Below are 12411 nucleotides of genomic sequence, written 5' to 3'. Positions count from 1 at the left end.
GAGGCCTAAGCACGTGGATCCTGCGTATCACCCGGACGAGACCACACCAAAGTCGGACCGGAAAATGTGTCCCACACCACGCGCCGGCGCGGTGAGAAGGCCGGCCGTCGGATGCCGCGGCCCTCTCGCCGGCCGTCCGCCCTTCGACCGTACGACCCCGGGGCCCAGGCGAGGGGTGTACTGCCGGTACACCGCCGCACCGCGCCCTCCCCTCCCGCGGCCCACCGCCGCTCTGGTGCGCTGCATCCCCGGCGCCCGTACCCACTGGCACGCGCACGCCCTCGCCGCCCCGCTCACCTGTCCGGCCGGACGGGGCGTCCGACCGCGGCAGCGCTGCGTTCACGGGTGGTCATCGGTCAACGGGACCGGGCCAGGCGGAGCCAGAAGAGCATCACGGGGAGGACGAGAGCCGCCGCGGCGGCGTTGAGTCCGCCGAAGCCGAAGCTGTGCATCAGGGGCCCGGCCAGGCCCGCGCCCATGGCCGCGACGACGTACATCGCGGTGTCCGTGGTGCCTTGCACGCTCGGCCGGTCAGCGGTGGGCGTGGCCTCGGTCAGCATCGCGGAGCCCGCTACCAAGCTGAAGGACCATCCCAGGCCCAGCAGGAACAGCCCTGTCATCATCAGGGCAACCGAGCCGTGGCTCAGGCCCGACAGCAGCGCGGAGGTGAGGAACACGGCCTGCCCGGCGACCGCGACCGGCAGGTGGCCCACCCTGTCGGCCAGCCAGCCGACGACGGGCGACAGTGCGTACATTCCCAGCAGGTGCCCGCTGATGGTGATGCCGACGACGGTGAGCGCGGCTCCGTCCTCGGACATGCTGACGGGGGTCATGGTCATGATGACCCCCATGGTGGTGTGGGCCACGACGATGCTCACGAACGCGAAGGCGGCGCGCGGCGAGCGCCGCAGGTGGCGCAAGGCCGTACGCACCGTTCCGCTTCGCGGGTCCCGCGCCTCGGCCGGTCCGCGCGGTGCGGCGTGGACGCGCGACCCGGCCCCAGGCGGCCCTGCGGCGTTCCCTTGTCCTGCCGCGTTCGCTGGTCCTGCGGCGTTCGCTTGTCCTGCCGCGTTCGCTTGTCCCGCGGCGTTCGCTTGCCGCCGGGCGAGCACCAGCGGATCGGGGCGAAGCCCGGCCCACAGCAGCAGCGAGGCCAACGCCATGCAGAGGGCGGCCAGAACGAACGCCCCGGTCAGCGGGGGAAGGCGCAGGACGGAGGCCACCCAGGCGCCTGGATCGGCGAGGTTCGGGCCGATGAGGGAACCGAGCGTGGTTGCCCACACCACGATGGACAGGGCCCGGGCACGGTGCAGCGGGGCGGCCAGGTCGGCAGCCGCGTAGCGGCTCTGCTGGTTCGTCGCGCTCCCGACACCGAAGAGCAGCATCCCCACGACCAGCAGGGATATGGACGTGAGCACCGCAGAGGCGATGAGAAGGCCGCCGCCGACAGCAGCCGTGAGCCACCCGGTACTCAGGGCGGCCCGACGCCCCCGCCGTTGGGCGAGGAGCGCCAGGGGGATACCGACCGCGGCGGCGCCCGCCGTCATGGCGGTGCGGGCCAGGCCTGCGTAGGCCTCGCTGCGGGCAACGGACTCGGCCAGCAGCGAGCCGATGGACACCGACACCCCGATACCGACTCCACCGACGACCTGGGCCGCCGCCAGGAGCCGGACGGTGCGCTTCTGTACGGCGCTCACCCGCGCCTCGGCCTGCCAGGGCACGGCACGTACTTCTTGCGGCGCGGTCACGTACCGGCACTCCTTCCGGTGCCACCTGGTGGCGCACGGCCCCGGCTTCGGACGCCGAGTGGACACCTCACACATAGGTTCTGGTTATGTTGGGTGGACGGTGGCCCACCGTAGGCAGAGGGCAGCGCGCAGGGTAGGGCAGAACGGTGAATGTGGGGATAGACGATGGCTATGACCGACCGGCTGAACCCCGAGGGGCTGCGGTATGCGCACGCGGTCGGCGAGACCAAGTCGTTCAGCGCCGCCGCCCGAGCGTACGGGGTGACGCAGCCCGCGCTGTCGAACGGGATCGCCAAGCTGGAGGAGCGGCTGGGAGGCAAACTGTTCGACCGCTCTCCGCGCGGGGTGACCCCGACCGCCTTCGGTGCGCGGATGCTGCCGCTGATCTCCTCCGCACTGGCCGCCTTGGACGCCGTGGCGGCGGAAGCGCGGCGGCTGACCGAACCCGGCGAGCGGAAGATCCGGATGGGGGTGTCGCCGCTGATCGCCGCTGACCTGGTCGCGCGGTCCTTCGGGATCGTCCGCGAGTTTCCCGCGACCCGCGATCTGGTACTGCGCGAGGCAGACATGGACACCCTGCGCGCCGAGCTGCGCGCCGGCGAACTCGACATCATCCTCATTCCGGCGGTGGCCGCGATGCCGCGCTACGAGCACCGGGTCATCGACGTCGAACCGGTCGTCGTCGTCAGCCCCGAAACCGTCGAACCGGAACCTGTCGAGCTCGAAGAGGCCGGCAAGGAGCAGTTCATCCTCGTTCCGGACACCTGCGGCCTGACCACGTTCACCACCCAGCTCTTCCAGGCCCACGGGATGCCCCTGCACACCTATCCGGGAGAAGCGGCCAGCTACCGGGTCCTGGAGGACTGGGCGAAGCTCGGACTGGGCTCGGCCATGGTCCCCCGCTCCAAGCTGGCCTCACCCGACGGACCCCACCGTCCCCTGATGGACGAAGGGCGCGAGGTGCAGATCTCCTTCGAAGCGGTCTGGAGCTCCGGCTCCCCGCTCGCGGCGGATCTGCTGAGCCTGGCCGACAGCCTCGCGGCCACCCGTCTCTAGGTATACGGACTGCTTATGCCCTGGTTCAGTGGACTCCTCTACCGGGCTTCGCCGGCGGTGCCTAACGTGGCACGCACGTTGCGGTAACCATCGCTTCGGTCCACCCCTCGTCAGTGAGTGAGGCATAACCATGGCGTATCTCGAAATCACCCTCCAGGTGGCCCCTGCCAACCGTGCCGCCGCTGCCGGTGTGTACGAGAAGTACAGGCAGCCGTTCCTGGGCACCATCGCCGGAGCCACCAGCAAGGAACTGCTCGTCCGCGACGAGGACGTACAGGTGCTCCACGGCTTCCGGTCCGTGGCGGATGCCAAGGCGTACCTGGACAGTGAGCTGTTCACGCGGGACGTCGTGGGCGAACTCGCACCACTGCTGCGGACGGAACCCGACGTTCGGGTCTACGAGGCCGCCTGAGCCGTCATGCGGTGCGCGGACCTGACCGCTCGCTTCGCGCCCCGGAACAGGTCCGTACGCCGCCCAGCGGTTTCGGCCACGAGCCGCCCGCCTCATCGACAGCCGCCCGCCCCTCTCGGCGGGCGCCCTTCACCTTCCAGGAGCGCAACATGAACGGTGTGCGCGTCACCCCGTGGCACGACACATCCCTCCCCTCCCCTCCGCCCGAACTCCTTGCGGGAATGAAGGCTCGCCGACCCGACGGCGAACTCATCGGGATCGACCGCGTCCTGCTGAAAAGCTTCCCGCTCGCAACCGGCTGGAACGAGCTGCTGGGCCGGGTTCGCGCCGCATTCGACCTGGCGTTGGAATACCGCGAACTGATCATGCTCAGGGTGGCGGTGCTGAACGGCGCCGACTTCGAATGGGGGGTGCACTACCCGGCGTACCTGCAGGCGGGCGGCACGGAAGAAAAGTGTCGAGCCCTCAAGGAACCCAGCGGAGAGAACGACCTCTTCAACGAAGAAGAGCGCGCCCTGATCGCCCTCACCGACCAGTCCACGAAACGGGTCGAGGTGGATGCTGCGGTCATCGAAGAACTGAAGCGCCTGTTCGGGCAAACGCAGACAGTGGAAGCGGTCGCCACGGTATCGGCCTACAACATGGTCTCGCGCTTCCTGGTGGCGCTGGCCATCTGAAGCCCCAGGCGCCGGCCTCGACCCGGCGCGCCGGGGCCAGACCCCCGGCCGCTTCCGTGGCCAGCGCGACCGGCTCCGGTATTTCAGCCCGACGTTCGGCAGCCGCCCCCAACCGGGGACGCCGTGCCTTTGGCTGGTGCAAAATTCCGGGCCCTGATGGACGATCCGCCCGACCTGCCGGTACTCACTCCGGCGGGCCCGGGCTCCTACCGGGTGCGTGTGCATGCCCGCGGCCGGGACACCGCCCCGGACGGGGTCGCCGAGGAGCCCCTTGAGGACTACCTCCTCACCGTCTGGCCCGCCCCACCCCGGAGCGACACTGTCTACAAACAGACCGACGAATACGGGGCCACCTGGCGCCGCCAGGCACAGCCAAGGAGCTGAGCTAACGGCACCGTCCCTTGGGGCCGCCCCAGCCCAGGTGAGGCCGGAGCGGCCCTTCCTCCGGTTCGGAACAGACAGGCGAGACCGCCCCGCCGAAAGAGCTGCCGCGCGGCCTGTGGCACGCCCCGCCTCAGGACCTCGGGGATGCGGGCAGGCCTTCGAGCCCCGACGCTGGCGTGCACGAGAACGGCCGGCGCTTCGACGGGGTTTCCAAAGGCGTTCGGCAGTCCCCGCCTGATGAGATGTTCACGAGCGGCGACAGCGCTGGGCTCGGGCGAGCGGTGTTGCCGCATTGCGGGACCGCGTCATCGAGCAGGCGCTCGGTCGGACGGCGTGTTCGGCCTCCACATGCCGAACCACTGCTCGGCGCCGTATTCCTCGTACCGCTCCACCTCGGTGAATCCCAGCTTTTCGGCGAGGCGCATCGAGCGCTCGTTGGCGGTCTGGGTGCGAAGCACCACAACTTCGCCGGGGAGCACGTCGGCGAACCAGCCGAGTGCTGCTGTGCACGCCTCGGTGGCGTACCCATGTCCCCACACCTGCGGCAGGAACAGGTAGCCGATCTCGGTCTGCCCGACGTCCGGACGGACGTGCCCGGGGCGCTCTGCGTGCGGGTCGAGCATGACCGTGCCGATCGTCCTCCCGTCGAGATCGATCGCGAAAATCCCGCAGTGTTGCCGCGCAGCGTGCTGCGCGGCGCCGGCAGCGTAGGGCTGGGGTGGGCTTCTTCCACCGGCTCGTCGATCCTCGGTGCGGCTTTCTGCCCCCGGCAGCAGTTGATCAGGTGGGTCGAGGTCCGGGAGACTCAGATGCTGTGCGCATGGGGATCTCTGGTTTCGAGCCGTCCTTCCTGAGCGGAGTCGACGCGATTCGGCAGGAGCACGGATCACGCCTGGCGGCGCTCACCGGCAGACGGTTGACGCGGTTCGCGCTGGTGCGGTTCGCCGAGGACGGGGACTGGAACGCCGACTGCCCGGTGGTCTTGGACCTCGACGGTGTCCAGGTGGAGGTCTGCCACTGGAAGCTCGACGAACTCTCGATCGGCTGGGACACGATCGACACCGCGGCAACCATCACGGGCTGGGAGTACGTCGATTTCACGCCCCAGTGGTCTCATAGCGATGAACGTCTCGAACCGTTCGTCGGGCAGGCATTGTGCGAGGTCGCGCTCCTCGAATGGCGGCCGGCCGACCATGACCTGGCGGCTGGAACCGTGGCGGTGGAATTCACCTTCGCCAACGGCTGTCTGCGGATCGTCAACGGCCTCGACGAGAACCGCATCGAGGTTGGTGCGGCCCACCCGGATTACCTTCGGCACAGGCTGGGCCGCTGAGCACCTGCTGCTCGCTGCTCGGTGGGTTTCCCGGGGATCTGGGCGACCGGCAGCAGGGCGGCCTGGGCCGGGGCACCGGTCTGCCGGGGGCCCGGCTGGTGCGGAGATGTCGGTGAGCCGTTCCAGCAGATGGTCTAGGTGTGTTGTCCCGGGACGTGTCCTTCCGGTGCGCCGGGGCGGGCCGCCCGCACCATGGAAAGACCTGCCCCGACGCGCATCGGAGTCCGTATGGCTTCCAGTGACCTCCCCGCTCCGGACACCGGGCTGGTCCTCACTCATTTCCTCACGGTGTCAAACGTAGCCCGCTCGCGGACGTTCTACAGCGACGTCCTGGGCGGTGAGGTGGTGCTGGCCGAGAACCCGTGCATCGTCAAACTGGCCAACGGATGGATCATCATGAACCCCGGTGGCGGCCCCACGCCGGACAAGCCCGGTGTCACACTGCGACCGCCCGCCGACCGGGGGGCGGCCGACTGCTTCCTGAACATTCGTGTGGCCGACATCGACGCCTGCCACCGCGAGTGGAGCGCCAAGGGGGCCAAGTTCCTGACACCGCCGATCGACCGCAAGGCCGAGCTGCGGTGCTACCTGCGTGACCCGGACGGCTACCTCATCGAGGTCGGGCAGGCGACGGGCATGCTGCGGGGCGTCTACGCCGATCCGCCGGCGACGCGGGACTGACTGACCCCCGGCCCCTGACGGCGGCGACGGCAGCGACGGCGGCGACAGCGGAGGCGGCCGGCGGAGGCAGCGGCAGCGGCAGCGGACGCTCACGACTCCAGGTAGCGGAGAACCGCGAGAATCCTGCGGTTGTATCCCGAGGCGTGCCGCAGGCCGAGCTTGTCGAAGACGGCGCCCAGGCTCTTCTCCACCGCGCTCAGGGAAAGGTGCAGGTGCTCGGCGATCGCCGCGTTGGTGTGCCCCTCGGCCAGCGCTTCGAGCACGGCGCGCTCGCGCGGGGTCAGCCGCGCCAGCGGGTCGGTGTGCGTGGAGCGGAGCACGAGTTGCCGTACGACTTCCGGGTCGATGGCGGCACCGCCCGCGTGAATCCGCTCCAGCGCGTCGAGGAACTCCTCGACCTGCGCGACCCGGTCCTTGAGCAGGTAGCCGATCCGCTCGGCGCCGGCGGTCAGCAGCTGCGCCGCGTAGTGCCGTTCCAGGTGCTGGCTCAGTACCAGGACGCCGACCCCGGGCCACCGTTCGCGGATCTCCACGGCGGCGCGCAGTCCCTCGTCGGTGTGGGTCGGCGGCATCCGGATGTCCACGACGACGAGGTCCGGCGGCGCGGCCTCGACAGCGCGCAGCAGGCCGGCGGCGTCTGCCGCCGCGGCGGGAACCTCGTGGCCTTCTTCGGTGAGCAGCCGCACCAGCCCTTCCCGCAGGAGGGTCGAATCCTCGGCCAGCATTACGCGCACGGCAGCTCCGCTGTGACGAGAGTGGGTCCCCCGGAGGGACTGTGCAGGTGCAGTCGTCCGTCGAGGGCGTCCACCCGGCTGCGCAGCCCGGTCAGACCACTGCCTGCCGGATCGGCACCGCCGACGCCGTCGTCCTCGACCCGGACGAGCAGAAGCGCTCCCTCCTGCTCCTGTCGCACGGTGATCAGAACGCCGGTGGCGGCCGAGTGCTTGGCGGCGTTGGTCACGCATTCCGATACGAGGAAGTAGGCGGCTGTCTCCACGGAGGCGGGCAGGGGACCGCTCAGGTGGAATTCCGTGCGCACGGGCAGCCCGCACCGTTCGGTGACCGAGGCGAGGGCTTCTCGCAGCCCGAGCTCGTCCAGCGCGGTCGGGTAGACCCGCCAGGCGACCTCCCGCAGTTCCCGCAGGACCTCCCGCGACTCCACGTGGGCCTGGTGGAGCAGTTCGCCGGACCGCTCGGGGGCACTGCTGCGCCGGGCGCGGCCCAGCAGCATGGCCAACGCCACCAGCCGCTGCTGCACACCGTCGTGCAGATCGCGTTCGATGCGGCGGCGCTCGGTGTCGACGGCCCGCAGCACCGCGGCGCGGCTGGCGGCCAGTTCGTCGATGCGCCGTCGCAGGAGATCCCGCTCCGAGGGGCCGAAACAGGCGCGTGCCAGGTGTCCGTCGGCGGTGTCCAGCCGGAGCAGGCCCTGGATGTCGAGGAAGAGCAGTACCCCTCCGAGGACGCACTGGCCGGCCAGTTCCCACCCTTCGAGTGTGCCCCGCACCAGGCCGACGACGAGGAACGCCGCCAGCGTCGCCCCGACGCCGAGGAGGGCGATCACCACACAGGTCAGCAGGCCCGTGCTCGTACGGGCCACGAGGTAGCGCACGATCCGCTCGTCGGGCACGTCGTCGTCGGGGAAGCGGTCGGCGAAGAACAGCGACCGGCGTCGCCGCTCGACGGCGGCCAGCCGTCGGGCCCCGGCGGCGAAGGCGGCCAGGGCACGCCGCCGGGTGCGGGGCCACAGCAGCAGGGGGCCGAGGGGGACGCCCGCGAGCAGGAGATACCCCAGCCCGGGCAGTGCGCTGGCGCAGCCCGCCAGCACGCCGACGGTGCGGCGCGGCAGGCTCGGAGTCGTCGGTTCCGCGCGGCTTCCGGCTGCTGCGGCGGACGTCGCGTCCCGCGTCTGTGCCGCGTACCTTGCGTCTCCCGCGTCCCCCGCGTCCCCCGTTGTCACGGGCGCTGAGAGTAGCCGGGCGGCAGGCCTGGGACAAGATCGATCACTGGGTGTTCCCACTGCGGGAGCGGGCGGCATGACGGCCGCGGGAACGGAAGCGGACGACGGCGTAGAGCACCAGGGCAGCGACGACCAGGACGGCGACCGCCTTGGACACCGCTCCGACGTACGTCTCGACGAGATCCCACTGATCCCCCAGCCAGTAACCGGCCAGGACGAGCACCGCGTTCCACACCAGGCTGCCCAGCGTGGTCAGCAGCACGAACACCGGCATGCGCATGCGTTCCAGACCGGCGGGCACGGAGATGAGACTCCGGAAGATCGGCACCATCCGCCCGAAGAAGACGGCCTTCGTGCCGTGCCTGGCGAACCAGGCCTCCGTGCGCTCCAGATCGGAGGCCTTCACCAGCGGAAGCCTCGCCCACAGCGCGTGCATCCGCTCCCGGCCGATGAGCCTGCCGATCCAGTAGAGGACGAGGGCGCCCAGGGTCGAACCCAGCGTCGTCCACAGCAGCGCGGAGGTCAGACTGAGGACGCCCTGCCCCGCGGCGAAGCCGGTCAACGGCAGGATGACTTCGCTGGGCAACGGAGGGAAGAGGTTCTCCAGCGCGATGGCCAGACCCGCTCCGGGGCCGCCCATGGTCTCCACCAGCCCTGCGGCCCACCCCGCGATGCCGCCCGCGGGCTCCTTGGACAGCGCCAGCTGCAGTGGCATGGATATGGAGGCCATCGTGTCTCCCTCGGTGGTGGGCGGAGCACCGCGGGCACACCCCGCGGTACCTCGACAACGCTAGGAAGCGCGGCCCGGTGCCGGTATGCGGGTTGCCGTCGGACTCTGACGGTTTCCCGTACCGCGTTCCCACACTCCTCCCTTTTCGCGTCCCTTTCGCGCCCGTGCCCCTGGCGGGTGCCCGACGCCCGGCCGACCCCGTGAGGCCGTTTCGGTGGGGCGCGCCGGAATCGGGTAGCCGCCGTCGCCGCGCGGGTACCGCCGAGCGCATGGCTGGTATCGAGCTGAGAAGCGCGGCGTTCAACGACCACGCGTACCTTTCCGACCGCTTCGCCAAGGCGGGGGAGAACGTCTCTCCACCACTGTCCTGGTCGGGTGTTCCGGACGGTGCGACAGAGCTGGTCCTGCTGTGCGAGGACCCCGACGCGCCGACCGGGACCTTCCTCCACTGGCTGGTCACCGGCATCGATCCGAGCAGTACGGGATGCGAGAGCGGTCAGGTCCCTTCCGGCGGGACGGCGCACACGAACGGATTCGGTGAGACCGGGTGGGGCGGGCCGCAGCCGCCGGTCGGTGACTCCGCACACCGGTACTTCTTCCGCGTCTACGCGCTTCCCGGCCCGCTGCCGCTCTCGTCGGCCGACGGTGCCGACGCCGACGAGGTCCGCCGGGTGGCGGAACAGCAGCAGCTCGCCAGCGGCACGCTCGTCGGCCGTTACCAGCGCTGAAGCGGACGGGTCCGCCCGGTTCGGGCAGCGCGGAACGGAGTCGGTGCGGATGCCGAAGCGGGCGTCGAGGCGTGCCGACACACAGCCGACACACAAGGGGACCGGTGGGCCGAACGCCGTGGCCCCACCGGTCCCAGGAGGCACGGCAGGAGGGTTGGCCCCTGCTCTTCTCCGCCTGTCCAGCGACTCAGCTGCCGCCCTGGCCGCCCCCGCTGTGCTGGCCGCCCTTTTGGCCGGCTTCGGAGGCGCGCTGGGGGTCGTTGGCGAAGTTGCCGCTGCTCTCGTGGCCGCCCTTTTGGCCGGCTTCGGAGGCGCGCTGGGGGTCGTTGGCGAAGTTGCCGCTGCTCTCGTGGCCGCCCTTTTGGCCGGCTTCGGAGGCGCGCTGGGGGGCGTTGGCGAAGTTGCCGCTGCTCTCGTGGCCGCCCTTCTGGCCGGCTTCGGAGGCGCGCTGACGGTCGTTCGCGAAGTTGCCCTGGTTCTCGGCCATGATGAATCCCTCCTCGTGGAATTCGGTTGTGCTCTCTGTCTGAGGCGGCGGGTACCCGAGGCGTCCGCCTCAAACAGATGGATTCCGCATCCGGGGAAAAAATCTGCCGCCGATCGTCCGCAGCTGGCACACGCAGGCTATGACCTGCGCAGATGCCGATTCATCCGCCTTGTGTCCGGCAGCCAGGCGAAGCGGGGCGGCTTCCGCTTCCGCCTCGTTCGGCTCGGTGCCGGTCTCGGTCATCGGCGGGGATCGCGCGCGCCTCCGGCGCCCCTGCCTCCCTTGCGGCGGACCTTGATGTCGCGCATGTCCGTGACCGCCATGCGCAGGACCCGGTAAGGGTGACCGTGGGCTTCGAGGGCTTCCGTGGCGCGGAGGGCGGCCCAGGACCCCTCGTCTGGTTCCTCTCCCTCGGGGGGCGGTGGGACCTGGCAGCGGAAGGTGAAGGCCGTCAGGCTGCTGTCGCAGGTGAAGGTGCCGGCTTCGGTGAACGACGTGCCGAAGCTCTCGGCCGTCTCCCGCAGAGCAGCGCGGGAGTTGCCGTCGAGGCCGGTGAAGGTTCCTCGGATGGTCACCCGGAACACGGTCGGTCCTCTCGTGGAGTGTCGTGGCGTGGAGTGCCGTGGTGTGGAGCGTCGTCGCGCGGGGTGCCGTCTCGCGGGGTGTCGCCGCGTACGGCGTAGGTGAAGGCGCGTTCGCCCAGCAGTTCCTCGACGGCGTCGAGGAGCAGGAGGACGTCGGTGGCGATCTCGTCGGGTGTGCGCCCAGCGACCAGGCGGCGCCCGATTTCGGCGAAGACCATCGAGTGGAACCATCCGATCTGCCCGGCGGCGGCGCACAGCGCGGGATCGTCCCTGTCGGTGCCGGTCTCGGTGGCGAGCTGGGCGGCCAGCGCCTCGGTCATCTCGTGGCCCAGGTCCTCCAGGCGGGCGGTGAGGGTGGGGGCGGCCCGCATCATCTCGAAGACCTGCCCGAAGCCGTCCGTGAGGCCGAGCTGCCGCTCCCGGCCGCGTACCTCCTCGCGGAGCCGGGTGAGCACCGCGCGGGCGGGGGACGCGCCGGGTGGCCGCTCGCGGACGATCTCGGCCAGCCGCCGGGGGGAGGCTTCGTCGGGCGGCAGGACCAGGTCCTCCTTGGCCTCGAAGTAGTTGTAGAGGGTGTTCACGGACACCTCGGCCTCGGCCGCGACCTGAGCGATGGTCACCTTGTCGAAGCCCCGCTCCACGAACTGCCGCATGGCGACCTCGCGGATGCGCCGCCGTGTCTGCCGCTTCTTGCGTTCCCGCAGGCCCTCACTCATGGAAGAAGTCTAACTCAACTGCAAAACTGAATTGGGTTGCAGTTTCGCAGTCGACTGTGTTTCTCTCCTCGTATGGCACCCACCAGCCCTTCCGACCGGCCCGCTCTCGACGTCCGCGGGCTCGCCCTCACCTACGCCCTCGGGTCCGGCCCTGTGCATGCCGTGCGGGGCCTCGACCTCACGGTGCGGCGCGGGGAGATCATCGGATTCCTCGGCCCCAACGGCGCGGGCAAGACCAGCACGCTGCGCATGCTCACCACGCTCCTGCGGCCCACCGGCGGTACGGCCCGCGTCGCCGGTCACGACCTGCTCACCGAGCCGGCCGCCGTGCGGTACCGGATCGGCTACGTGGCCCAGGCAGGCGGTCTCGACCCGGGCTGCGGCGTCCGCGAAGAACTGGTCACCCAGGCCCGGCTGCACCGCGCAGCCAAACCCGAGGCGCGGCGCCGCGCCGCCGAACTCGCCGAAGACCTGGGCCTGACGGACCTGCTCGACCGGCCGACGACGGCTCTCTCCGGTGGCCAGCGGCGCCGGCTGGAGATCGCCCTCGGCCTGGTCAACCGCCCCGAGATCCTCTTCCTCGACGAGCCCACCACCGGACTCGACCCGGGGGCCCGCGCCGAACTGTGGGACCTGGTGCGCCGCATCCGTCGCGACCACGGCACCACCGTCTTCTTGACCACCCACTACCTGGACGAGGCCGACGCGCTCGCCGACCGGGTCGTCGTCGTGGACGCCGGCCGCACCGTCGCCGAGGGCACACCCGAGGCGCTCAAGCGCGACCACGGGCCCGGGCCCGGCGCCTCCCTCCAGGACGCCTTTCTCGCCCTCACGGGACGCGGCCCCAGCCGGGAACCCGTCGCCATCTGACCCCCGCCCGCCCCAGCGGCCCCGACGCGTCTCACACACCGACCG

At 70.8% G+C, this 12411-nt stretch carries 16 protein-coding genes; 8 read left to right on the top strand and 8 right to left on the bottom strand.

All coding sequences use genetic code 11. The features are described 5' to 3' along the window. Positions 1 to 356 precede the first annotated feature (356 nt). On the bottom strand, positions 357 to 1748 hold the full coding sequence (locus AB8Z75_RS01660) for an MFS transporter (RefSeq protein WP_369199510.1): 1392 nt from the start codon (positions 1746 to 1748) through the stop codon (positions 357 to 359). Positions 1749 to 1913: 165 nt separating this feature from the next. Here AB8Z75_RS01660 and AB8Z75_RS01655 point away from each other — a divergent pair, with 165 nt between their 5' ends. From AB8Z75_RS01655 to AB8Z75_RS01640, 4 genes are all read left to right on the top strand, one after another. Beyond that, a complete protein-coding gene (locus AB8Z75_RS01655; protein WP_369199509.1) occupies positions 1914 to 2804 on the top strand; it encodes a LysR family transcriptional regulator in 891 nt (296 codons plus the stop codon). A 130-nt stretch (positions 2805 to 2934) separates the two neighbouring features. Continuing rightward, positions 2935 to 3216 (top strand): hypothetical protein, encoded by a 282-nt coding sequence (locus tag AB8Z75_RS01650; RefSeq protein WP_369199508.1) that lies wholly within the window; start codon positions 2935 to 2937, stop codon positions 3214 to 3216. Between the two features lie 149 nt (positions 3217 to 3365). Then, positions 3366 to 3893, top strand: a complete 528-nt coding sequence (locus AB8Z75_RS01645; protein ID WP_369199507.1) for a carboxymuconolactone decarboxylase family protein — start codon at positions 3366 to 3368, stop codon at positions 3891 to 3893. Positions 3894 to 4022: 129 nt separating this feature from the next. Then, complete coding sequence (locus tag AB8Z75_RS01640; RefSeq protein ID WP_369199506.1) at positions 4023 to 4277, top strand: hypothetical protein; 255 nt, start codon at positions 4023 to 4025, stop codon at positions 4275 to 4277. Between the two features lie 305 nt (positions 4278 to 4582). Here the strand turns inward: AB8Z75_RS01640 and AB8Z75_RS01635 are convergent, their stop codons facing one another. Further along, the gene (locus AB8Z75_RS01635) at positions 4583 to 5167 is read right to left on the bottom strand and encodes a GNAT family N-acetyltransferase (protein ID WP_369199505.1); all 585 of its coding nucleotides are present in this window, start codon (positions 5165 to 5167) and stop codon (positions 4583 to 4585) included. Between AB8Z75_RS01635 and AB8Z75_RS01630 the strand changes: the two genes are divergently transcribed. Together AB8Z75_RS01630 and AB8Z75_RS01625 are read left to right on the top strand one after the other, a co-directional pair. Further along, complete coding sequence (locus AB8Z75_RS01630) at positions 5098 to 5610, top strand: hypothetical protein (protein ID WP_369199504.1); 513 nt, start codon at positions 5098 to 5100, stop codon at positions 5608 to 5610. The two genes, AB8Z75_RS01635 and AB8Z75_RS01630, sit on opposite strands and share 70 nt — an antisense overlap. A 228-nt stretch (positions 5611 to 5838) precedes the next feature. After that, positions 5839 to 6291 (top strand): VOC family protein, encoded by a 453-nt coding sequence (locus AB8Z75_RS01625; RefSeq protein ID WP_369199503.1) that lies wholly within the window; start codon positions 5839 to 5841, stop codon positions 6289 to 6291. A gap of 89 nt (positions 6292 to 6380) precedes the next feature. On the opposite strand, the gene AB8Z75_RS01620 is transcribed toward AB8Z75_RS01625, so the two are convergent. From AB8Z75_RS01620 to AB8Z75_RS01610, 3 genes are all read right to left on the bottom strand, one after another. After that, complete coding sequence (locus tag AB8Z75_RS01620) at positions 6381 to 7016, bottom strand: response regulator (RefSeq protein ID WP_369199536.1); 636 nt, start codon at positions 7014 to 7016, stop codon at positions 6381 to 6383. After that, positions 7016 to 8140 (bottom strand): sensor histidine kinase, encoded by a 1125-nt coding sequence (locus AB8Z75_RS01615; RefSeq protein WP_369199535.1) that lies wholly within the window; start codon positions 8138 to 8140, stop codon positions 7016 to 7018. Before AB8Z75_RS01615 ends, AB8Z75_RS01620 begins: the two co-directional genes overlap by 1 nt. Positions 8141 to 8294: 154 nt before the next feature. Beyond that, a complete protein-coding gene (locus tag AB8Z75_RS01610) occupies positions 8295 to 8981 on the bottom strand; it encodes a DedA family protein (protein ID WP_369199502.1) in 687 nt (228 codons plus the stop codon). A gap of 269 nt (positions 8982 to 9250) precedes the next feature. Between AB8Z75_RS01610 and AB8Z75_RS01605 the strand changes: the two genes are divergently transcribed. Beyond that, complete coding sequence (locus tag AB8Z75_RS01605) at positions 9251 to 9709, top strand: YbhB/YbcL family Raf kinase inhibitor-like protein (RefSeq protein WP_369199501.1); 459 nt, start codon at positions 9251 to 9253, stop codon at positions 9707 to 9709. A 187-nt stretch (positions 9710 to 9896) separates the two neighbouring features. On the opposite strand, the gene AB8Z75_RS01600 is transcribed toward AB8Z75_RS01605, so the two are convergent. From AB8Z75_RS01600 to AB8Z75_RS01590, 3 genes are all read right to left on the bottom strand, one after another. Then, entirely contained in the window at positions 9897 to 10196 is a 300-nt protein-coding gene (locus tag AB8Z75_RS01600) for a general stress protein (protein ID WP_369199500.1), read from the bottom strand. 239 nt (positions 10197 to 10435) lie between these two features. Further along, positions 10436 to 10771: a DUF6204 family protein gene (locus AB8Z75_RS01595; RefSeq protein ID WP_369199499.1), complete on the bottom strand. Its 336-nt coding sequence runs from the start codon at positions 10769 to 10771 to the stop codon at positions 10436 to 10438. Next, the gene (locus AB8Z75_RS01590; protein WP_369199498.1) at positions 10768 to 11496 is read right to left on the bottom strand and encodes a TetR/AcrR family transcriptional regulator; all 729 of its coding nucleotides are present in this window, start codon (positions 11494 to 11496) and stop codon (positions 10768 to 10770) included. Before AB8Z75_RS01590 ends, AB8Z75_RS01595 begins: the two co-directional genes overlap by 4 nt. Before the next feature lie 72 nt (positions 11497 to 11568). Here AB8Z75_RS01590 and AB8Z75_RS01585 point away from each other — a divergent pair, with 72 nt between their 5' ends. Next, the gene (locus tag AB8Z75_RS01585) at positions 11569 to 12366 is read left to right on the top strand and encodes an ABC transporter ATP-binding protein (RefSeq protein WP_369199497.1); all 798 of its coding nucleotides are present in this window, start codon (positions 11569 to 11571) and stop codon (positions 12364 to 12366) included. Positions 12367 to 12411: the final 45 nt, after the last annotated feature.

This window comes from Streptomyces sp. PU-14G (genome assembly GCF_041028275.1).
Classification (GTDB): domain Bacteria; phylum Actinomycetota; class Actinomycetes; order Streptomycetales; family Streptomycetaceae; genus Streptomyces.
This window is presented reverse-complemented; position numbering and strand designations above follow the sequence as displayed.